This window comes from Allobosea sp. CCNWLY174 (assembly GCF_037120455.1).
Classification (GTDB): Bacteria; Pseudomonadota; Alphaproteobacteria; order Rhizobiales; family Beijerinckiaceae; genus Allobosea; species Allobosea lupini.
The window spans coordinates 392,269-412,135 of sequence record NZ_JBBBBQ010000003.1 but is presented as its reverse complement, the minus strand read 5'-3'; the positions used below and the strand labels follow the sequence as shown (position 1 = coordinate 412,135).

The 19,867-nt window shown below is 67.4% G+C and carries 19 protein-coding genes and 1 tRNA gene; 9 read left to right on the top strand and 11 right to left on the bottom strand.

What is annotated here, in order from left to right:
- Positions 1–65: 65 nt before the first annotated feature.
- Positions 66–1,160: a lysylphosphatidylglycerol synthase transmembrane domain-containing protein gene (locus V7S63_RS12975; RefSeq protein WP_199777415.1), complete on the top strand. Its 1,095-nt coding sequence runs from the start codon at positions 66–68 to the stop codon at positions 1,158–1,160.
- A gap of 4 nt (positions 1,161–1,164) precedes the next feature.
- Here the strand turns inward: V7S63_RS12975 and V7S63_RS12970 are convergent, their stop codons facing one another.
- Positions 1,165–2,052 carry a DMT family transporter gene (locus V7S63_RS12970; protein ID WP_336530504.1) on the bottom strand — a complete coding sequence of 296 codons (888 nt, stop codon included), beginning with the start codon at positions 2,050–2,052 and terminating at the stop codon, positions 1,165–1,167.
- A gap of 139 nt (positions 2,053–2,191) precedes the next feature.
- Here V7S63_RS12970 and V7S63_RS12965 point away from each other — a divergent pair, with 139 nt between their 5' ends.
- Complete coding sequence (locus V7S63_RS12965) at positions 2,192–2,746, top strand: helix-turn-helix domain-containing protein (protein ID WP_336530503.1); 555 nt, start codon at positions 2,192–2,194, stop codon at positions 2,744–2,746.
- 6 nt (positions 2,747–2,752) lie between these two features.
- On the opposite strand, the gene flhA is transcribed toward V7S63_RS12965, so the two are convergent.
- The gene (gene flhA / locus V7S63_RS12960; RefSeq protein ID WP_100961631.1) at positions 2,753–4,876 is read right to left on the bottom strand and encodes a flagellar biosynthesis protein FlhA; all 2,124 of its coding nucleotides are present in this window, start codon (positions 4,874–4,876) and stop codon (positions 2,753–2,755) included.
- Positions 4,877–5,104: 228 nt separating this feature from the next.
- Here flhA and V7S63_RS12955 point away from each other — a divergent pair, with 228 nt between their 5' ends.
- The 3 genes from V7S63_RS12955 to V7S63_RS12945 all read left to right on the top strand — a co-directional run bounded on the left by V7S63_RS12955 (position 5,105) and on the right by V7S63_RS12945 (position 7,403).
- A complete protein-coding gene (locus tag V7S63_RS12955; protein WP_143079733.1) occupies positions 5,105–5,413 on the top strand; it encodes a hypothetical protein in 309 nt (102 codons plus the stop codon).
- Positions 5,414–5,498: 85 nt separating this feature from the next.
- On the top strand, positions 5,499–6,932 hold the full coding sequence (locus tag V7S63_RS12950) for an MFS transporter (protein WP_336530502.1): 1,434 nt from the start codon (positions 5,499–5,501) through the stop codon (positions 6,930–6,932).
- Positions 6,933–7,118: 186 nt separating this feature from the next.
- A complete protein-coding gene (locus V7S63_RS12945; RefSeq protein ID WP_199777416.1) occupies positions 7,119–7,403 on the top strand; it encodes a hypothetical protein in 285 nt (94 codons plus the stop codon).
- 55 nt (positions 7,404–7,458) lie between these two features.
- Here V7S63_RS12945 and flbD read toward each other — a convergent pair whose 3' ends face one another.
- The 8 genes from flbD to V7S63_RS12905 form a co-directional block, all read right to left on the bottom strand.
- The gene (gene flbD, locus V7S63_RS12940; RefSeq protein WP_100961635.1) at positions 7,459–8,823 is read right to left on the bottom strand and encodes a sigma-54-dependent transcriptional regulator FlbD; all 1,365 of its coding nucleotides are present in this window, start codon (positions 8,821–8,823) and stop codon (positions 7,459–7,461) included.
- A gap of 44 nt (positions 8,824–8,867) precedes the next feature.
- Positions 8,868–9,224 carry a flagellar motor switch protein FliN gene (gene fliN, locus V7S63_RS12935; protein WP_100961637.1) on the bottom strand — a complete coding sequence of 119 codons (357 nt, stop codon included), beginning with the start codon at positions 9,222–9,224 and terminating at the stop codon, positions 8,868–8,870.
- Between the two features lie 6 nt (positions 9,225–9,230).
- Entirely contained in the window at positions 9,231–9,815 is a 585-nt protein-coding gene (locus V7S63_RS12930) for a FliH/SctL family protein (protein WP_091837365.1), read from the bottom strand.
- A 1-nt stretch (position 9,816) separates the two neighbouring features.
- Complete coding sequence (fliG, locus tag V7S63_RS12925; RefSeq protein ID WP_244543925.1) at positions 9,817–10,845, bottom strand: flagellar motor switch protein FliG; 1,029 nt, start codon at positions 10,843–10,845, stop codon at positions 9,817–9,819.
- A 71-nt stretch (positions 10,846–10,916) separates the two neighbouring features.
- Positions 10,917–12,602 carry a flagellar basal-body MS-ring/collar protein FliF gene (gene fliF, locus V7S63_RS12920; protein ID WP_091837370.1) on the bottom strand — a complete coding sequence of 562 codons (1,686 nt, stop codon included), beginning with the start codon at positions 12,600–12,602 and terminating at the stop codon, positions 10,917–10,919.
- Between the two features lie 199 nt (positions 12,603–12,801).
- Positions 12,802–13,077 (bottom strand): CtrA inhibitor SciP, encoded by a 276-nt coding sequence (gene sciP / locus V7S63_RS12915; protein WP_038359348.1) that lies wholly within the window; start codon positions 13,075–13,077, stop codon positions 12,802–12,804.
- Between the two features lie 111 nt (positions 13,078–13,188).
- Complete coding sequence (locus V7S63_RS12910) at positions 13,189–13,866, bottom strand: flagellar hook assembly protein FlgD (RefSeq protein ID WP_336530501.1); 678 nt, start codon at positions 13,864–13,866, stop codon at positions 13,189–13,191.
- Between the two features lie 14 nt (positions 13,867–13,880).
- Positions 13,881–15,542, bottom strand: coding sequence for a flagellar hook-length control protein FliK (locus V7S63_RS12905; protein WP_336530500.1), 1,662 nt, complete (start codon positions 15,540–15,542; stop codon positions 13,881–13,883).
- 250 nt (positions 15,543–15,792) lie between these two features.
- On the opposite strand from V7S63_RS12905, the gene mnmA reads away from it, so the two are divergent.
- The 4 genes from mnmA (at position 15,793) to V7S63_RS12885 (ending at position 18,840) form a co-directional block, all read left to right on the top strand.
- Positions 15,793–16,977: a tRNA 2-thiouridine(34) synthase MnmA gene (gene mnmA / locus V7S63_RS12900; protein ID WP_100961920.1), complete on the top strand. Its 1,185-nt coding sequence runs from the start codon at positions 15,793–15,795 to the stop codon at positions 16,975–16,977.
- Positions 16,974–17,603 (top strand): class I SAM-dependent methyltransferase, encoded by a 630-nt coding sequence (locus V7S63_RS12895; protein ID WP_091837377.1) that lies wholly within the window; start codon positions 16,974–16,976, stop codon positions 17,601–17,603. Before mnmA ends, V7S63_RS12895 begins: the two co-directional genes overlap by 4 nt.
- Before the next feature lie 90 nt (positions 17,604–17,693).
- Positions 17,694–17,770 (top strand) — tRNA-Met (locus V7S63_RS12890).
- Positions 17,771–17,772: 2 nt separating this feature from the next.
- Positions 17,773–18,840 carry a lipid kinase gene (locus V7S63_RS12885; protein WP_442896460.1) on the top strand — a complete coding sequence of 356 codons (1,068 nt, stop codon included), beginning with the start codon at positions 17,773–17,775 and terminating at the stop codon, positions 18,838–18,840.
- Positions 18,841–18,880: 40 nt separating this feature from the next.
- On the opposite strand, the gene V7S63_RS12880 is transcribed toward V7S63_RS12885, so the two are convergent.
- A complete protein-coding gene (locus V7S63_RS12880) occupies positions 18,881–19,816 on the bottom strand; it encodes a hydrogen peroxide-inducible genes activator (protein WP_100961649.1) in 936 nt (311 codons plus the stop codon).
- Positions 19,817–19,867 lie beyond the last annotated feature (51 nt).

The following is a 19,867-nucleotide window of genomic DNA, read 5'->3' as shown; positions in this document are numbered from 1 at the left end:
CTCAGGATAAGGGCTCAGGAGACTTGGCGAACGGTCTTTCTCGTCTCCGGCTGCTCGCGGGTTCGATGAAAAAATACCTCGACTATCTCTGGCCCCTGATCGGCCTCGTTGCTGTCGTCTGGTCGGTCGACCTGCTCTGGGACAAGCTCAAGGCCGAGGCCCTGACCAATGAGGCCGTCGCCGCCCAGCTCGAGCAGGCCGGCCTCTGGGAATCGGTCCGGATCGTCGCCACCGGGATCGGCCAGAAGATCGCGCTGATCCCGCCGACCGCCTTCTTCCATGCCGGGCTCGCGACGCTCGTCGCCTATGCCGCGCTCGCCTGGTACGACCGGATCGCGCTGCTGCATCTGCACCGCGAGAAGGGCATCTCCTGGGCCTATATCTCGCTCTGCTCCTTCGTCACCTACGCGCTCTCGCACAATATCGGCGCCTCGGTCTTCTCCGGCGGCATGGTGCGCTACCGCGCCTATCACGCGAAGGGCCTGAGCGCGCCCGAGATCGCGGTGCTGGTGGCGCTCTGCTCCTTCACCTTCGCTTTCGGCACGATCCTCCTGATGGGGTGCGTGCTGATCGGCGAACCGCAGATCCTGCGGCCGCTGCACCGGCTTTCCGACTGGTTCGGCATCGGCGACAAGCAGGCGCGCCTGATCGGCTTTGGCCTGCTCGCCTTCTGCGCGCTTTACACGGTCGGCGCCTGGCTGCGCTTCAAGCCGCTCAGGATCGGTTCGTTCGAGCTGGTCTATCCGCGTCTGCCGATCGTCGCCAGGCAGTACTTCGCCGCCCCGCTGGAACTGATGGGCGCCGCCGGCATCATCTATTTCGCCCTGCCGGAGCAGGGCAATCCCGGCTTCTTCATCGTGCTCGGCGCCTTCCTGATCTCGTTCTCGGCCGGCCTGCTCAGCCAGGTGCCGGGCGGGGTCGGCGTTATGGAGGCTGTGTTCCTGGCGGTGATGCCGGGGGTGCCGGCCCCGGCCGTTTTTGCGGCATTGCTGGTCTGGCGGATGTTCTACCTGATCATTCCGCTGGTGATCTCCCTGCCGATCGTGCTCGCATTCGAGCGGACCCAGCTACGCAAGGCCCTGGCGCACGAGACGCAGGTGAAGGCACAGGAGCAGGCAGCGGCCAAGGCCGCGGCCCTGCACATCGACAAGCCGGAGTAAGGCCTCAGCGCTTCAGCGCGATGGCCGCCGCGCCGAACATCAGGAGGCTGCCGATCGCTTCGGCGGGGCCGAATGGCTCGCCGAGCGCCAAGACGCCTGCTCCGACCGCGACCGCCGGGCTGATGAAGGCATAGAGCCCGGCCCGGAAGGCGCCCCAGTCGCGCACCAGCCTGAGATAGATGGTGAAGCCGATCAGCGAGCCGCCGATTACCAGCACCGCGACCGCCGGCAGCACCGGCCACGAGACCAGCGCGGCGAAGTGGGCCGGCTTCACGTCCTCCAGCAGCGCCGACATCAGGCAGAGCCCGAAGCCGCCGATCAGCGTCTGCCAGCCGGCCAGCGTCAGCGTTGGGATGCGGCCCATCACCGGCCGCGACCAGACCGCGCCGAAGCAGTAGAGCAGCGTGCCGGCCGCGACCGCGGCCAGGCCCCAGAGCTCGAGCGGCCCGCCTTTGGCCGCGGCGAGGCCGCCCAGCGCCCGCGTCGAGAACAGGAAGCCGAGGCCGACCGCGCCCAGCCCGATCGCCGCGAGCTTGCGCCCCCCGATCGCATGGCCTTCGATCAGGTAGCTGGCGATGATGGTGAAGATCGGGATGGTCGCGAAGTTGACGATCGCCGCGAGCCCGGTCGGCGCCTGCGCCGTGCCCCAGAACAGCAGGGTGTAGTTGCCGGTATTGAGCAGCAGCGCGGTCATGACGACGCGCGGCCAGGCTGCAGCCGGCACCTTCAGTACGTCCCGCCCGGCCCAGGCCAGCATCAACGCGCCGGCGATGACGAAGCGCGATGCCGCCAGGAAGACTGGCGGAACATGCTGGGCGCCGACCTTGATCGGCAGCCAGGTCAGGCCCCAGACGAGGCACATCAGCGCGAAGAGGATGGCGTTGCGGGACATGGCTGCGCTTAACGATGGGGAAACGGAAGAACCAATGCCGGTCCGGCATGCGGCCATGGCTTTGATGGAGGAGCGCCTGCGCCGTCCTCTGGCCAACGCCCGTGCCACGCTCTATTATAAGAGAATCGAAGGTATGATGATGGACGATCTCGCGTCAAGATTGGCTGAACGGCTGCGTGGAGAGCGCGAGGCGCGCGGCTGGAGCCTGAATGATCTCGCCGAGCGCTCGGGCGTCTCGCGCGCCATGATCAGCCGGATCGAGCGCGGCGAGGCGAGCCCGACCGCGGTGCTGCTCGGCCGGCTTTCCGGCGCCTTCGGCTTGACCTTGTCGAACCTGCTGGCGCGGATCGAGAATGCCGGCGAGCGGGTCCGCCGCGCCAAGGACCAGCCGCTCTGGCGCGACCCCGAGACCGGTTTCGTCCGCCGCGCCATTTCGCCGGCCGGCAATGGCGATCTCGAACTCGTCGCCGGCGAACTGCCGCCGGGCGCGGCAATCGCCTATCCCGCCAGCTCCTACGCCTTCATCCGCCAGCAGATCTGGATGCAGTCAGGCGTGCTCGACTTCGACGAGGGCGGCATCGTCACACGGCTCGAAGCCGGCGACTGCATGGAGCTCGGCCCGCCCAGTGATTGCCGCTTCAGCAACCCCGGCACCGAGCCGGCGCGCTATCTCGTGGTGGTAAGCAGGCGCTGAGCGCCGTCACACGCTCCCGACCGTCCGGAGCTTCGCCCGCGGGTGGATCTCGCTCTGCGAGAGCACCGGTGTCTCGCGGCGGAAGCGCTCGATGATCTGGCGCACGAAGGGCCGCGCCATGCCCGAGGTGACCAGGGCCGGCATCTCGCCGAGCCGGGCCGCGTCCTCGAACTTCTCGCGGACCTGATGGACGAAGTCCTGCAGCCGCGAGGGCTGCATGGCCAGGTGCCGGTCCTCGCCCTGGCCGACGATCGATTCGGCGAAGACGCTCTCCCAGGCCGGCGACATGGTGATGATCGGCAATTGCCCGTGCTGGTTGGAGAACTGCGCGCAGATCTGGCGGGCGAGGCGGACGCGGACATGCTCGGCGATGTCGCGCGGGCTCCTGACGCTGCCGGCGACCTCGGCGATGCCCTCGACGATGGTGGCGAGGTCGCGGATGGAGATGCGCTCGGAGAGCAGGAGCTGCAGCACGCGCTGGATGCCGGTGGTCGAGATCTGGTTCGGCACGATCTCCTTGACCAGGTCGGCGTGGTCCTTCGGCAGTTCGCGCAGCAGCTTTTGCACCTCGCCATGCGAGAGCAGCTCCGGCATGTGCGACTTCAGCACCTCGGTGAGATGGGTCGAGATTACCGTCGCGGCGTCGACCACGGTGTAGCCGCGCAGTTGCGCCTCGTCCTGCAGCGCCCCGTCGATCCAGGTCGCCGGCAGGCCGAAGGTCGGCTCCAGCACATTGTGGCCGGGCAGCGTCACGCTGCCGCCCATCGGATCCATCGCCATGTACTGTCCGGGATAGACCATGCCGTGGCCGGCATCGATCTCCTTGATCTTGATGAAGTAGTGGTTCGCCTCGAGTTGGACGTTGTCGACGATGCGCACCGCCGGCATGACGAATCCCAGTTCGGCGGCGAGCTGGCGCCGCAGGGCCCGGACCTGGTCGGTCAGGCGGTCGGCACCCCCCGGGGCGTTGACCAGCGGCAGCAGGCCGTAGCCGATCTCGATCTTGAGCTCGTCGAGCTTGAGCAGGTCGTTGAGCGTCTCTTCCTTCGGCGTGCCGTCGGGCGCGAGCGGCGAGGCCGCCTGCGCCTGCACGGCGGCCTCCGACTCCCGCGCCTTGGCGAGCTTGCCGAAATGCCGCGCCAGCCAGCCCGAACCGCCGGCGAGCACAAGGAAGGGCAGCATCGGGATGCCCGGCAGGACCGCGATCAGCAGCATCACCGCCGCCGACATGCCGAGCGCCTTGGGGTAACCCGAGAGCTGCTTGCCGAGCGCCTTGTCGGCGGCGCCGCGCACGCCCGACTTCGAGACGAGCAGGCCGGCCGCGGTCGAGACGATCAGCGCCGGAATCTGGCTGACCAGGCCGTCGCCGACCGTCAGCAGGGTATAGCTGTGCGCCGCGGCGCTGAAGCTCATGCCCTGCTGCGCGACGCCGATGATGATGCCGCCAATCACGTTGATGAAGGTGATCAGGAGGCCCGCGATCGCGTCGCCGCGCACGAACTTGGAGGCACCGTCCATCGAGCCGAAGAAATTCGCCTCGTCCTCCAGCGCCTTGCGCCTGACCTTGGCGACGTCCTGGTCGATCAGCCCGGCCGAGAGGTCGGCGTCGATCGCCATCTGCTTGCCAGGCAAGGCATCGAGGGCAAAGCGCGCCGCGACCTCGGCGATACGGCCCGAGCCCTTGGTGATGACGACGAAGTTGACGATGATCAGGATGGTGAAGACGATCACCCCGATCACGAAATTGCCGCTCATCACGAAGTTGCCGAAGGCCTCGATGACGTGGCCTGCAGCAGCAGTGCCCTCATGACCATGGGCGAGGATGAGGCGCGTCGAGGCGAGGTTGAGCGCGAGGCGCAGCATCGTCACGATCAGCAGCACGGTCGGGAAGGCCGAGAACTCCAGCGGCTCCTCGATGAAGAGCGCCGTCATCAGCACGAGCACCGAGAGGATGATCGAGAGCGCCAGCAGCATGTCGAGCAGCATCGCCGGCAGCGGGAATATCAGCACCACGAGGATGCCCATCACGCCGATGGCGAGGAACAGGTCCGGCCGGTTGAGCAGCGCGCCCATCTGGCCGCGCGTCGGCATCGCCATGCCGTTGCCGCTGCCTGCCGTCACATCGCTCATCGAAGAACCGCTCCCACGCGCCACCCCTCCGCGAAGAGCAGCCGTACCCGGCAATTCTTGCCGGGCTCATGGTGAACGAGTGGTTAAGACCCCTCAAAAAATCCCATCTGGAACCTTTCTCTGAACGGACTGTTATCGGATGGCCGCCTTCCGGCCGCATTCAGCCGTCCAACTTCGAGGCGGGCCGACGACACAAGGCCACCTGGCCAAAGCCTTCTGGAGGAAATTTTGGATAGACGTTCATTCATGCTGAGCCTGTTCGGTGGTCTCGCCGTCGCCAGCGTCGGCGGCATGGGCATCGCGCAGGCCGCGACCGCTGTGCCCGCCGCTGCCCCGCTGCCGAATCCGGAAGATCTCGCTCCCGAGCTGAAGGCCGGTCTCGACAAGACCGATGCCGACTTCAGCCAAGTGGTAGTCCGTGATCGCGTCGTCGTTCGCCGGCCACGGCCCTATCGTCGTCCGGTCGTCGTGCGTCGCCGCGTCGTTGTGCGCCGTCCGCGCCGCGTCGTCGTTCGCCGCCGCGTAATCTACCGCTGAGAGCAAATCCGATCGGCAGGCGGCCTTCGGGCCGTCTGTCACCTTTGAAGCGGCGCCGAGACCGTCTGTCGGAGGAATAAGCCGTTTGAGCGAAGGACGCGAAAGCCTACGCGACGAGATCGTCACGGACATCCCGGCCAGGCTCGATCGCCTGCCCTGGTCGCGCTTTCACACGCTCGTCGTCGTCGCGCTCGGCGTCACCTGGATCCTCGACGGTCTCGAGGTCACGCTGGCCGGATCCGTGTCCGGTGCGCTGAAGGAAAGCCCCGCGCTCAAGTTCACCAACACCGATATCGGTCTCGCCGGCGCCGCCTACATTGCCGGGGCGGTCATCGGCGCGATCCTCTTCGGCTGGCTCACCGACCGTCTTGGCCGCAAGAAGCTCTTTACCATCACCGTACTGGTGTATCTCTCGGCGACAGCCGCGACCGCCTTCTCCTGGAACCTGTGGAGCTTCCTGCTCTTCCGTTTCCTCACCGGCATGGGCATCGGCGGCGAATACACCGCGATCAACTCGGCCATTCAGGAACTTGTGCCGGCGCGCGTGCGCGGCTGGACCGATCTCGTCATCAACGGCTCCTTCTGGGTCGGCGCCGCGATCGGCGGCGTCGCCGCCATCGTCCTTCTCGACCCCGCGCTGGTACCGCCCGACACCGGCTGGCGGCTCGCCTTCTTCATCGGCGCCGCGCTTGGTCTCGTCGTCATGATCCTGCGGCGATGGATCCCCGAAAGTCCGCGCTGGCTGATGAGCCATGGCCGCATTGCCGAGGCGGAGGCGATCGTCGCCCATATCGAGTCCTTCTCGCCGCCACAGCCCACCGCGACGCTGCCGACACTCACTCTGCGCCCTCGCCCGGGCACGCCGATGAGCGAGGTCGCCGATACCCTCTTCGTCACGCACCGGCCGCGCACCCTGGTGGCGCTGGCGCTGATGACCTCGCAAGCCTTTTTCTACAACGCGATCTTCTTCACCTACGCGCTGATCCTGACCGACTTCTACGGCGTTCCATCGCAGGCGATCGGCTGGTTCATCCTGCCCTTCGCCGCCGGCAACTTCCTCGGCCCGCTCCTGCTGGGCCGGCTCTTCGACACGCTCGGCCGGCGTCCGATGATCGCCGCCACCTATATCCTGTCTGGCCTGCTCCTCGCCGGCACCGGCTTTCTCTTCGCACGCGAGATCGTCAGCGCCAGCCAGCTCACCATCTGCTGGAGCATCGTCTTCTTCTTCGCCTCGGCCGCAGCGAGCTCCGCCTATCTCACGGTCAGCGAGACCTATCCGCTCGAGATCAGGGCGCTAGCGATCGCGGTGTTCTATTCGCTCGGCACCGGCCTCGGCGGCATCGCCGGCCCCTGGCTGTTCGGCGCCCTGATCGACACCGGCTCGCGCATGAGTGTGTTCGGCGGCTATCTGTTTGGCGCAGCGCTGATGATCGCGGCCGGGCTGATCGCCTGGCGCTTTGCGATCAAGGCCGAGCGCCGCTCGCTCGAAGACATCAGCAAGCCGCTGGGAGCGGTCTGAGAATGAGGCGGACATCGGCGGCGCGATTGCGCCTCAGACCGTCACAACAAGCTAACGGCCGGTCTCCCGCGCCGTCGGCCCTTTGTGAACCATCGTCGCAACACCAGCGTGACGCTCGGTCAGAAAGGGGAATAGAGTGGCCTCGTGGGAACGCGGCGCCCGGATCGAACCAACTGGAGGCATGACATGGATCGACGTTCATTTGTGATGGCGCTCTTCGGCGGTCTCGCCGTAGCCAGCGTCGGCGGCATCGCCGCTTCGGAAGCCGCACAGCCCAAGATCGCCCCGCTCCCGACCAGGAAGCCTGAGGAGCTGTCTGAAGAGCTGAAGGAAGGCCTCGACAAGACCGACGCCGACTTCAGCCAGTACTATTATTATCGCCGCCCGCGCTATGTCCGGCGCTACTACTACCGCCCGCGCTACTATTATCGTCCGCGGCGCTACTATTATCGTCGCCGCTACTATTATTGAGTGACCGTGGATGGGCCGGAGTTCTCGCTCCGGCCCATCTGCATTTCAGGGCTTGTCAGAGCGATGTCGTCCGTGCCTGGCCCGGTTCGGCGACGGGAACGCCCGCAGAGACATACTCGCTCAGCTTGTTGCGCAGCGTCCGGATCGAGATGCCGAGGATCTTGGCGGCATGCGTCCGGTTGCCCAGGCAATGGTCGAGCGTGTCGAGGATCAGGTCGCGCTCGACATCGGCGACGGTGCGCCCGACCAGGCCGCGCGTCACCGCCTCGGCCGTCTGCGCCGCCCGAGAGGCCACGTCGCGTCCGCTGGCCGGGCCGAGCGTCTCGCCTTCCGGCGTCAGCATCGCCTCGGTGCCGATCTCGACGCCCTGCGCCAGCAGCACGGCACGATGCACGGTGTTCTCCAGTTCGCGGACATTGCCGCGCCAGCTGTTGCCGAGCAGGAGCTTGCGCGCCTCGGCTGCGATAGGCCGCAGCGGCATGCCGTTCAGCTCGGCGTATTTCTTGGCGAAATGGTCGGCCAGCGCCAGGATGTCGCCCGGCCGCTCGCGCAGCGCCGGCAGGCGCAGATGCACGACGTTGAGCCGGTAGAACAGGTCCTCGCGGAAGGAGCCCTCGCGCACCGCATCGCCGAGATTGCGGTTCGAGGTCGCGATGATGCGCAGGTCCACCTTGACCGGCTGGGTGCCACCGACCCGATCGATCATCCGCTCCTGCAGCGCGCGCAGCAGCTTGGCCTGCAGGCGCACATCCATCTCCGAGATTTCGTCGAGCAGGAGCGTGCCGCCATTGGCCTCCTCGAACTTGCCGATCCGCCGGGCGATCGCGCCGGTGAAGGCACCCTTCTCATGGCCGAACAGTTCGGATTCGAGCAGATTGTCGGGGATCGCGGCGCAGTTCACCGCGACGAAGGGCTTGTCCTTGCGCAGCGACTTCTGGTGCAAATGCTGCGCGATCATTTCCTTGCCGGTGCCGCTCTCGCCCGTGACCAGAACTGGCGCATCCGAGCGCGCGATCTGGTTGGCGAGCTGGACGACGCGCTCCATCGCCGGATCGCGCCAGATCAGGCTGGCCTTGTCGCCGGCGACGGCGGCGAGCACGGCGGCGATCAGTTCGGGATCGGGCGGCAGCGGCACGTATTCGCGCGCCCCGGCCTGGATCGCGGCGACGGCGGCGCGGGCATCTGTCGAGGTGCCGCAGGCGACGAGCGGGGTGCGGATGCGCTCGGCCTCGAGCGCCGCGACGAGTTTGGCGATCGGCTGCTCGACATCGACCATCAAGAGGTCGCCGCCCTTGGTGCGCAGCACCGCCAGCGCCTGCTCGACGCTCTCGGCATGGGTGACGGCGGCGCCCTGCGACACCGCGATCTTGGCGGCGGTGATGAGCTGGCCCTTGAGGCTGCCGACGATGATGAGGCGCATGGCTCAGGCCTTCCTTGAAGAATACAGTCGTTCCGGCCGGTTCGTCACCGGTCGGTCTTGATGATTTCCGTCATGGTCACGCCGAGACGCTCCTCGACCACCACGACCTCGCCGCGCGCCACCAGGCGCTCATTGACGAAGATGTCGATCGCCTCGCCGACGCGCCGGTCGAGCTCCAGCACCGTGCCGGGCGTGACGCGCAGGAGGTCGCCGACTGCGATCCGCGAGGAGCCGAGCACCGCCGAGACGGTGACCGGCACGTCGAAGACCTGCTCGAGATCCTCCGCCGTCTTGACCGGCACCGGCCCGGAGCGCGCGACCGAGTCACCTCCGGCATCGTGATCGAAGGACAGGTCGGCCGGGTTGAGCGGCGGCAGGTTGAGGTCGTTTTCGTTTGCCATTGTCTCTTACCCTGCTGCCGGGCCGAAGACGGCCCTGACGGCCTTGTCGACCGCCTCGTTGAGCGTTGCGCTTTCGATCGCGATGCCGCCATCGGCCCATTCCAGCCGGCCATCGCCGAGGGCGATGTCGGGTTCGCCCAGCACGACGATCCGGCCGGCGAATCCGGTCTCGCGCGCCAGCGCCGACAGCTTGGCCTCGACGGTCTCGACCAGGCTCTCATGCACTCGGATCGCCAAATGCGGCGCGTGCCGGGCATGGGCGAGGCATTCGCGCGCCGCATCGAGCAATTGCGCCAGCGGCTTGTCGGCAAGAGCCGCACCGGCAAGGCTGCGCGCGGTCTTGATCGCAAGCTGCGCAGCCTGCGCCTCGATCTGCGCCAGCTGCTCATCCTGGTGTGCCAGCAGTCGCTCGCTCTGGCGTACCAGTTGCGAGAGCAGCGCGCCCAATTGCTGGTCGGCCTCGCGCCGCGCATGGTCGAGCCCGCTATGGAAGCCGTCCGCCCGGGCGGCCTCGAGCGCGGCTTCGTCGACCGCCTTGCTGCCATTGCCGCGAAAGTCGGTGGCGAACATGAATTTCTTGGCTGCTGCCATGTCAGTAGACCAGCTCGTCTTCGGCGTTGCCCTTGGAGATGATGATCTCGCCCTTTTCGGCGAGGTCCTTGGCCAGGGTCACCATCTTCATCTGCGCTTCGTCGACCTCCTTGAGGCGCAACGGCCCGAGGCCCTGCATGTCGTCCTGCAGGACCTTGGCGGCGCGCTGCGACATCGCCCCGAGGAAGAAGGCCCGCATCTCCTCGTTCGCACCCTTGAGGGCGCGGGCCAGCGTGTCCTTGTCGACCTGGCGCATCATGGTCTGCAGGCCGGCGGAATCGAGCTTGCCGAGGTCCTCGAAGGTGAACATCAGCGCGCGGATGCGCTCGGCCGATTCCTGGTTGGTGGCGTCGAGCGCGGCGAGGAAGCGCATTTCGGTCTGGCGATCGAAGCCGTTGAAGATCTCGGCCATCATCTCGTGCGGATCGCGCCGGCGCGTCTGCGTCAGCGTCGAGACGAATTCGGTGCGCAGCGTGTTCTCGATATGGTCGAGCGCCTCCTTCTGCACCGCTTCCATGCGCAGCATCCGGCCGACCACCTCGATCGACAATTCGTTCGGCAGATTGCGCAGCACATTGGCCGAATGATCGGGCCGGATGCGCGAGAGGATCACGGCGATCGTCTGCGGATATTCGTTCTTGAGGAAGTTCGCGAGCACGACGGCGTCGATATTGCCGAGCTTCTGCCACATGTTGCGGCCGGCAGGACCACGGATCTCCTCCATGATCAGAGCGACCTGGTCGGTCGGCAGGATCTTCTCCAGCAGCGAGATCGTGCGATCGAAGGAGCCGGTGATCGCCCCCGCGCTGGACAGCCGGCCGACGAAGTCGAGCATCAGCTTCTCGACCTGGTCGGCATCGACCGTACCGAGCTCGGCCATGGCGCGGGTGATGATCCGGATCTCTTCGTCGTCGAATTCCTGCCAGATCACCCGGCCATGGTCTTCACCGAGGATGAGCAGAATGACTGCGGCGCGCTGTGGCCCGGTCATGCTGTCGAGCATCATCGGGCCGTCGGAATAGTTCGTCATCTCGCTGTCGGAGTCGCTGTTTCCGCTGCGGGTTGCGATGGCGCGTGTCGCGGCCATGGTTCAGGCTCCCGTCACGCTGGTGCTTTCTCGTGGATCCAGCTGCGCAGCACCGCGACGGAATCCGCCGGATTCTGCGCGACCATGGCGCCGATCTTCTCGACCGACTGGGCCTTGAGCTGGCCCTTGATCTGCGCGATCGCGAGCATGCGCTCTGACGGCGCCTCGACGTCGATGCCACCCTCTCCGCCGGAACCCGTCGCCGCGCCGCCTGAGACGGACGGGAACGCCGACGGATCGCCCGTGCCCTGATCGACGACGACCATGCCGTTGCGCATGAAGCTCGGAATCGCCCGGAGCTCGCGATCGGGCGCCAGCACCTGCTTGAGCAGCGGGCGCACCACCACCATCAGCACCATCAGGATCAGCAGCGCGATCACGCCCATTTCGGCGAAGCGGACGACGTCCTCCCGGGTGAACGACGCGAGCTGCTGCATCAGCGTCTGCTCGACGAGGTCCGTCGGCGCCTGCGGCGCCTCGGCGAAGCGCAGGTTGACGACCTCGACCTGGTCGCCGCGCTGGCGGTCGAAGCCGACCGCGGTGCGCACGAGCTGCGAGATGCGTTCCAGCTCCTCGGGCGGCCGCGGCTGGTAGGCGACATCATTGCCCTGCCTGCTGTAGAGCCCGTCGACCAGCACGGCGACGGAGAGCTTGCGGATGCGCCCGCCCTCCTGCACCTCGGTCCTTGTCGTGCGCGAGATCTCGTAGTTGACGACTTCCTCGTTCTTCGAGCTGGTGTCGCGCTGCGCGCCCTGCTGCTGGCCCTGGTTCTGCTGCGCGCCCGGCAATTCGTTGCCGACGGTGACGCCCTCGCGCTGCTCGTTCGAGGCAGAGGCCTCGTTGCGGTTCTGGCTGGAGCGGATGACCTTGCTTTCGGGATCGAAGGTCTCGGAGCGGCTCTCGATCCGGTTCGAATCGAGCATGGCCGAGACCTGCACGCGGGCGCGGCCCGGGCCGACGATGCTGGCGACGATGTCGTCGACCTGCGACTTGATCCGCCGCTCGATCGCATTCTGGCGCTCGTCCAGCGCCACGCCGACCATGCCCTGCTCGCCCTGGGCGCCGTCGGCGAGGAGCCGGCCGCGCTCGTCGACGATCGAGACCCGCTCCGGCTTCAGGCCATCGACGGCCGAGGAGACGAGATGGCGGATCGCCCTGACCTGGGCATTGTCGAGGTCGCCGGCGAGCTTGAGCGCGATCGAGGCGCGCGGCGGCTCGCGGTCGCGCTCGAACAGGCGCCGCTCGGGGATGACGAGATGGACGCGCGCCGCCTGGACGCGGCTGATCGAGCGGATGGTGCGCGAGAGCTCGCCCTCGAGCGCCCGCAGATGGTTGATGTTCTGGACGAAGCTGGTCGAGGAGAAGGCGTCGCCCTTGTCGAAGATCTCGTAGCCGACGCCGCCGCCGGACGGGATGCCTTTGCCGGCGAGCTCGAGCCTGAGCTTCGGCACGTCGGCGCGCGGTGCAAGAATGGTCTGCCCATCGCCGCGCAACTCGTATTTGACCCCGCGCGTATCGAGATCCTTGGTGATGGCGCTGACGTCTTGGCTCGACAGGTCGGCGAAGAGCACGCCCATCGCCGGCTGCGACATGCGCACCATGACGAAGGCGAAGAAGCCGATCAGCGCCAGAGTCACCGCCAGCATAGCCGCCAGCCGCGCCGCGCCGAATCTCCGGAACTGTTCGACTAGCCCGTTCACGCCGTTCTTCCGTCGCCCGGTGCCTGCGAGACCAACGCACAGACGCACCACTAGGCAAGTTTTTCCCGGTGCATGGTTAGCGCCCGGTTAACGGCGGTTAGGAAACGGCGGAGTTCGGCTGAAATGCCACATAGCAGAACGCGAAAAGCGCCGGCCTCTCGGCCGGCGCCTCTCGAATGTCTGCGGTCGCCAGAAGAAATTACTGGCGGTAGTGCTGGATGCGGGTGGTGCGCAGGCCAGCGAGGCCATGCTGGTCGATCGACATCTGCCAGCTCAGGAATTCGTCGACCGTCAGCGTATAGCGCTGGCAGGCTTCCTCCAGGCTGAGCAGGCCGCCGCGCACGGCAGCGACGACTTCGGCCTTGCGCCGGATCACCCAGCGGCGCGTGTTCATCGGCGGCAGATCGGCGATCGTCAACGGGCTGCCATCGGGCCCGATCACATATTTGACGCGCGGTCGCAGCGGCTCGGTCATTGTACTCTCACACAACTCAACAGACCTACTGCCAGAGAGCCTAGCCCCGACGGGCTTAAATTTTGCCTAAAGCAATCACGCAGGCTTTCGGCATGGCTCATGACGGGTTTGTCAGGACGTGCTCTTCACCGATTTGACCCTGTCGAGCGGGACCTTGATCGCGCCGATCAGCAGCGTCGGCACGGTGGTCGAGAAGTCGATGCCGTCGACCTTGCCGGTGATCTCGGTCTTGACCGTGATCGCCGCGCCCGAGACGTCGGTGCCGTCGACAGTGATGGTATATTCGCCGTCGGGCGCAGTGGACCCCGTCGAGGTCTTGCCGTCCCAGCTATAGGTCTGGTCGCCCGCCGTCAGCGTCTTTGTGCCGGTATAGACCACCTTGCCGCTCGAATCCTTGATGGTGATCGTGCCGGTGCCGCCCTTGGAGGCATTGAGCGTCCACTCGGCCTTGCCTTCTTTGAGCGGCGTCGCGGCGCCATCGGCCGTGACGGTCTGGCCGACGAACCCGATCGCACTCGCGCCCGTCGTCGCCTTGCTGACGCCGAGCAGGGCGGTCAGCGTCTCGTTCTGCTTGAGCTGCTGCTCGACGCCGGCGAACTGGACCAGTTGCTGGGTGAACTGGTTGGTGTCGAGCGGATCGAGCGGGTTCTGGTTCCTGAGCTGTGTCGTCAGCAGCGTCAGGAACTGGTCGAAGTTATTGGCGATCGAGGTGCCGTTGCCGCTCGCGGTGTTGTTCTGTGCCGCCGCGATCTGCTGGGCGGTGAGCTTGCTGGTATTGGAGACGGCCATGACACGTCCCTCCTTCAGATGCTGAGGTCGACGCCGCCGAGGCGGCCGCCGGTTCGCGGCAGGGTTGCGACATCGGTGACGAGTGCGCTGTCTTCGCTGGCCTGAACCCAGGTGCGGCGGCCGCGCGGCGCCTCGTCGCCCTGCTGCTGGCGTCCACCGGCCTGCTGGCCGCCCGGATCGCGCAGGCTGAGATCGATTCCGCCCTCGGAGGGCTTCAGTCCAGCCTGCTCGAAGGCGCGCTCGAGCGTGCGTGCGTCGCGCTGCAGCATGTGGAGTGTCTCGACCCGGTCGACGGTCAGCTTGGCGCTGACGTCGCCCTTGTCGGAGATTTCCAGGCTGACGTCGATGCGCCCGAGCTCGGCCGGATCGAGCCTGATGTCGAAGCGCCTGTTGCCGGCGAGTGCCTTCGCGCCGATCTCGATCGGCACGACATGCAGCGGCGTCGGCCGCCCGGCATCTGCGGAAACAGCCTTGTGGGCTGCTTCGGCCTGGGCACGGGCCGTCGCCTGGGCGGCGGCGTCGAGCTCCGTCAACGGCGCTTGCGGCGCGGTCAGGCTCTGCGGGCCGGCCGCGAGAATGGCCTGCGGGCTCAGGGGCGCGCTTGCCTGCTGCACGCCGCTGGTGGCTTCCGTCGACGCGGCCTGCGTCGTCTGGGCGGTGGCTGCGGGCGCAGTGGCGGCATCGGCGGCCTTGGTATCGCCCGTAGCCTTCGCATCGCTGCCAGCGGCGCTCGCAGCGACCTTGCCGGCCTCGCTATCGTCCTTGGCGGTGGCCTGCGCCTCGCCGGGCTTGGTCTCAGCCGTCTTCGCAGCACTTTGGTCCGCGCCGCCGGACTTGGCTTCGCCCGATTTGCCGTCCGTCTTGGATTCGGTGCCGGCAGCCGGAAGCTGCGGCTGCAGCCCTGCCTTGATGTCGGCAGCGGCGGCCTCGCCGCCCGCGCTCGCCTGGCCGTCTGCCTTCGCCGGCAGCGCTGGCGGGACCGGCACGGCGATAGCCTCGCCGGTCGCCTGCGCCGTAGCCCCGGTCGCCGTCACGGCCTTGCCGTCCTCGGTGGTCGTGCCTTCCGGCTTCGCCGGCTCGCCGCCCTGGAGCGCGGCGGCCGCGAGGGCGAGGAATTCCGCGGCGATCGGTGTCGGCGGCACGGGCTGCATCACCGCGCCAGCGGCGGCCTGCTCGTCCGGGCTGCCCTTGCCGATCACCGGCGCTCCATCGAGGGCAGCGGCCAACGCGGCCTTGCGCTCCTCGATCGTCTTGCCCCCGACAGGCTTGTCGTCGGCAGCCGTCTCGCTCGTCCTGGTCTGGCTCGCCGAGGTGTCCTTCGTCGCGTCCGCGCCGACCTCCGCCTTCGTCGTGTCGGATGTCTCGCTGGCGTCCGCGGTCTTCCTGTCCTTGCCGGTATCGTCGGCGCGGGTCGACGATCTGGCATCGGCCGCGCTCGTCTTGCGGGCGCCGTCGTCCGGCTTCGCCTGATCGCGCAAGCCGGCGTCATCGCGGGCATTGCGGTCATCATCGAGACGCCCGCGGGACCGGTCGTCATCCAGGCGCGGGCGCGGCCGATCCGCCGGCTGGGGCGGCAAGGTGAAAGCCTGTTCCGAGGCGTCCCGTTCGGGGCCGCGGCGGCTCGGAAACGTGATCTCAGGCAGCGCAGAGGAACGCGAGACCGGCGCAGCTGACATGGGTACTCTCCGGAACGGAACCGTGACGATGTGGCCGCCGCTCTCCCAGCAAGAGGCGAGCCAACCAGAAAATCTTTATAATTCAATATCTTGAGTGATTCGGCTCGATCCCGGACCCGGCAGGAATGACGTCATCGGACGACGCCACTCGGCAGGAATTGCCGGCCGGATGCTGGCCCGCATCTATCAAAACCGCTATAGAGCGCCCAAATCCTCGGACGCTTCGCGCCCGAACCCGCCTGGACCCCTGATGACCGTTTCGCTCAACTCGCTCGACATCGCCAAGCCGCCTGCGGCCACACGCGTCGTCGCGGCCATGTCGGGCGGCGTCGACTCCTCGGTGGTGGCCGCGCTGCTGAAGCGCCAGGGCTATGACGTCGTCGGCGTCACCCTGCAGCTCTACGACCATGGCGAAGCCGTGCACCGCGCCGGCGCCTGCTGCGCCGGCCAGGATATCCACGACGCCCGCCGCGTCGCCGAGGCGATCGGCATCCCGCATTACGTGCTCGACTATGAGAGCCGCTTCCGCGACGCGGTGATCGAGCGCTTCGCCGAGAGCTATCTCGCCGGCGAGACGCCGATCCCCTGCGTCGAGTGCAATCGCACCGTGAAGTTCCGCGACCTGCTCGGCCTCGCCCGCGAGCTCGGGGCCGATGCGCTTGCCACCGGCCATTATGTCGCCAGCCGCGATCTCGGCACCGGCCATCGCGGCCTCTTCCGTGCCGCCGACGAGAGCCGGGACCAGAGCTATTTCCTCTATGCCACGACGCAGGAGCAGCTCGACCTGTTGCGCTTCCCGCTCGGCGGCCTCGACAAGGTCCAGACCCGGGCGCTCGCCGCCGAGTTCGGCCTCGCCATCGCCGACAAGCCCGACAGCCAGGACATCTGCTTCGTTCCGAACGGCCGCTATGCCGAGGTGATCGAGCGCTTGAAGCCGGGCGCCGCCCGTCCCGGCGCCATCGTCCACCTCGACGGCCGCGTGCTCGGCGAGCACGAGGGCGTGCTGCGCTACACCGTCGGCCAGCGCAAGGGCCTCGGCATCAGCAGCGCCGAACCGCTCTATGTCGTCGCGCTCGACGCCGAGAACGCCCGCGTCATCGTCGGCCCGCGCGAGGCGCTCAGCGTCAGCCGCGTCGACCTGCGCGACCTCAACTGGATCGGCGACATCGCGCTCGCCGACCTGCCGCCCGAGGGCATCGAGGTCGCGGTCCGCGTCCGCTCGACCCGCGCGCCGCGCGAGGCCCGCCTGCTTGCCGACGACAAGGGCGTGCATGTCCTCCTGGCGCAGGGCGAGGAGGGCGTCTCGCCGGGCCAGGCCTGCGTGATCTACGACCATGCCGGCAGCGGAGCCCGCGTGCTCGGCGGCGGCGTCATCATGGCCAACCGGGCGCCCCGCCCGGCGCCGCAGCCCGAGCCCGCCTACGCCATCTCATGACGACGACGAACGGTCTCGACGCGCAAAGGCGCGTCTACGCGGTCTGGGCGAAATTCTACGACCGGATCTATCAGGGCCTGCTTGCCCGCGCCCAGCGCGAGGCGGTGGCGGCGGCCTGCGCCAGCGGCCGCGACATCCTCGAGATCGGCGTCGGCACGGGCCTGACCCTGCCCTATTTCGAGCCCGACAGGCAGGTTGTCGGCGCCGACCTCTCGCTGGACATGCTGCGCGTGGCGCGAGCCAAGGTGCTGAGCCAGAATCTCGCTCATGTCCGCGGCCTGATGGTGATGGACGCCTGCCGGCTCGGCTTCGCCGACAACTCCTTCGACGCGGTCACCGCGCAGTTCGTCATCACCCTCGTCCCCGATCCCGAGCAGGCCCTCGGCGAGATGGACCGGGTGCTGCGCCCGGGCGGCGAGATCGTCATCTCCAGCCGCCTCGTCGATGATGGCGGCTTCGCCGCCCCGTTCTGGAAGGCGGTCGCGCCATTGGCCAGGGCGATCGGCTGGAGCAGCGATTTCAAGGTCTCGCGCCTGACCGACTGGGCCGCGCGAACCGGCCGCTACGAGACCGTCCATGTCGGCCAGGGCTATTTCAAGGTGGTCCGGCTGAGGAAGCTGAGCTGAGCCACGTCATCAAGGCTTGACGCCGGCGCCCCCCGCCCCCTATATCCGCGCCGTCGCGATTGACCGCCGTTCACGGCGCGTCGCCATCGGGGCGGGGTAGCTCAGCTGGTTAGAGCAGCGGAATCATAATCCGCGTGTCGGGGGTTCGAGTCCCTCTCCCGCTACCATCTTGCCCCCCGAGGTTTTCTGGTCGGGACGTGGTCGCCGCCGATCAGGTTCGTTCGACGAGTGCACCAGCTCGACACTCTGCCCGGTTGACATCGAGGTTGCCGTCCCCAACTGCGTCGGGATGTCCCCGATATCAGACAATCTCACGCGCCGACCGAAAAGAGCCTTGCTGCTGCGCAATCCAAAGGCGCGCCGCGGCCAGGAGTCGATCGACCCCCTTCTCGATCGCCTGAAGGATGGCGGGCTCGACGTCACCGTCGAAACCTTCGAAGCCCTACCGGAAATCGCGCGCGACATCGTGCGCCTGCGCCACAGGGCGGATCTCGTCATCGTCTGCGGCGGCGACGGCTCGGTGTCGTCGGCTGCGCTCGCAGCGATGGAAAGCGGCCTGCCGCTCGGCATCATCCCGATGGGAACGGCAAATGACCTGGCGCGCACGCTCGACATACCGATGGATCTCGTCGGCGCGGCAGACATCATCGCTCGCGGCGAGATACGCCCGGTCGACGTCGGTACGGTCAACGGCTACGCCTTCTTCAACGTCGCCAGCATCGGGTTGAGCAGCGAGCTGGCGCAAAGCCTCGACCCGGTGCTGAAGAAGCGGTTCGGGAGACTGGGCTACGCCGTGGCCGCCATGAAGGTCATGACAGGCGCATCGCGTTTCAAGGCCAAGATCACGGAGAAGGGGCAGACGACCGACGTCGAGACCTACCAGATCGCCGTGGGCAACGGCCGGCACTATGGCGGCGGCAACGTGGTCGAGGAGAATGCCGAGATCGATGACGGGCATCTCGATCTCTACAGCCTGGAGATGACGAATCTCTGGAAACTGGCGCTGATGCTGCGCTCGTTCCGGTCGGGAACTCACGGTGCATGGCGCGAGGTCCGCACGGCGAAATGCGTCGAGTTCGATATCGAGACGAGGAAACCGATGCCGGTGAACACCGATGGCGAAATCGTCACCGCCACGCCAGCGCGTTTCAAAGTTCATCCGAAGGCCGTTTCGATCTTTGCGCCAGGCGCGCATGAGCGTTCGGACATCGCTCGGCCGGCGCTGTATCACCGCTGACTCCACGGTAAAACAGGCATCCCCACGATCGAGGCCGGCGTCAGCCAGCCTCTGTGGCGCGTGTCCCATCGGCTTGCCGCAGCGCGCCGGCCGATTGCCGCACCACTTCCGCGATCTCCAGGAGTTGCTTCGCCAGCGGGCTTGTCTTGCGCCAGACCATGCCGATCGTCCTGGACGGCTCCGGCGCCCTGAAATGCGTGATCGCGACGCAGGCCGAGCGCGTTTCGACCGCCACCGCCATTTCCGGGATCAGCGTGACGCCGAGCCCGGCATCGACCATCTGCACCAGCGTCGAGAGGGAGCTGGCGTCGAGCAGGTCGCGCGACTGCACGGTCCGCGGCTTGGTGCTGCAGAACGACAGCGCCTGGTCGCGGAAGCAATGCCCCTCCTCCAGCAGCAGCAGCCGCATCTCGCGCAGCGCCTCGCGGTCCGGGGCCGGCTTGCCTTCGTCCGAACGCGGCCGCACCAGGACGAAGCGCTCGGTGAACAGCGCGACCTCGGTCAGCGACGGCTCGGACACCGGCAGGGCGACGATCGCCATGTCGAGCCGCCCCTCGCTCAGCTCCTGCACCAGCTTCGGCGTCAGAGTCTCGCGCACATTGAGGTCGAGCTCGCCATGCAGGCGGGTGAGATCGCTGATCAGGCCGGGCAGTAGATAGGGCGCAACCGTCGGGATCACGCCGATGCGCAGGCGCGTGACTTGCCCATCTCGCGAGGTATGCGCGTAACCTTCGAGCTCGTCGAGCGAGCGCAGGACGTCCCTGGCCCGCGCCGCGATCTCCTCGCCGAAGCGCGTCAGCCGGACCTGGCGCCTGTCGCGTTCGAACAGCCCGCCGCCCAGCTCCTCCTCCAACGCCTTGATCTGCTGTGACAAGGCCGGCTGCGAGATCGCGCAGGCCTCGGCCGCGCGGCCGAAATGGCCGTGCCGCGCCAGCGCCTCGAAATAGCGCAGCTGCTTGAAGGTCAGATTTGTCATAACCCCAGCTTATCGTCGCGATCAGAAAATCGGAATTAAAATAATGAAATG

Bases quoted from the DNA above. Each gene is read 5' to 3' on its own strand.
- fliN (WP_100961637.1), bottom strand. From the start codon at position 9,224: ATGGCAAACGAAAACGACCTCAACCTGCCGCCGCTCAACCCGGCCGAC.
- V7S63_RS12910 (WP_336530501.1), bottom strand. From the start codon at position 13,866: ATGGCCGTCTCCAATACCAGCAAGCTCACCGCCCAGCAGATCGCGGCG.
- V7S63_RS12970 (WP_336530504.1), bottom strand. From the start codon at position 2,052: ATGTCCCGCAACGCCATCCTCTTCGCGCTGATGTGCCTCGTCTGGGGC.
- V7S63_RS12965 (WP_336530503.1), top strand. From the start codon at position 2,192: ATGGACGATCTCGCGTCAAGATTGGCTGAACGGCTGCGTGGAGAGCGC.
- V7S63_RS12905 (WP_336530500.1), bottom strand. From the start codon at position 15,542: ATGTCAGCTGCGCCGGTCTCGCGTTCCTCTGCGCTGCCTGAGATCACG.
- fliG (WP_244543925.1), bottom strand. From the start codon at position 10,845: ATGACGAACTATTCCGACGGCCCGATGATGCTCGACAGCATGACCGGG.
- mnmA (WP_100961920.1), top strand. From the start codon at position 15,793: ATGACCGTTTCGCTCAACTCGCTCGACATCGCCAAGCCGCCTGCGGCC.
- V7S63_RS12975 (WP_199777415.1), top strand. From the start codon at position 66: ATGAAAAAATACCTCGACTATCTCTGGCCCCTGATCGGCCTCGTTGCT.
- flbD (WP_100961635.1), bottom strand. From the start codon at position 8,823: ATGCGCCTCATCATCGTCGGCAGCCTCAAGGGCCAGCTCATCACCGCC.
- V7S63_RS12895 (WP_091837377.1), top strand. From the start codon at position 16,974: ATGACGACGACGAACGGTCTCGACGCGCAAAGGCGCGTCTACGCGGTC.
- V7S63_RS12930 (WP_091837365.1), bottom strand. From the start codon at position 9,815: ATGGCAGCAGCCAAGAAATTCATGTTCGCCACCGACTTTCGCGGCAAT.
- flhA (WP_100961631.1), bottom strand. From the start codon at position 4,876: ATGAGCGATGTGACGGCAGGCAGCGGCAACGGCATGGCGATGCCGACG.
- V7S63_RS12945 (WP_199777416.1), top strand. From the start codon at position 7,119: ATGGATCGACGTTCATTTGTGATGGCGCTCTTCGGCGGTCTCGCCGTA.
- sciP (WP_038359348.1), bottom strand. From the start codon at position 13,077: ATGACCGAGCCGCTGCGACCGCGCGTCAAATATGTGATCGGGCCCGAT.
- V7S63_RS12880 (WP_100961649.1), bottom strand. From the start codon at position 19,816: ATGACAAATCTGACCTTCAAGCAGCTGCGCTATTTCGAGGCGCTGGCG.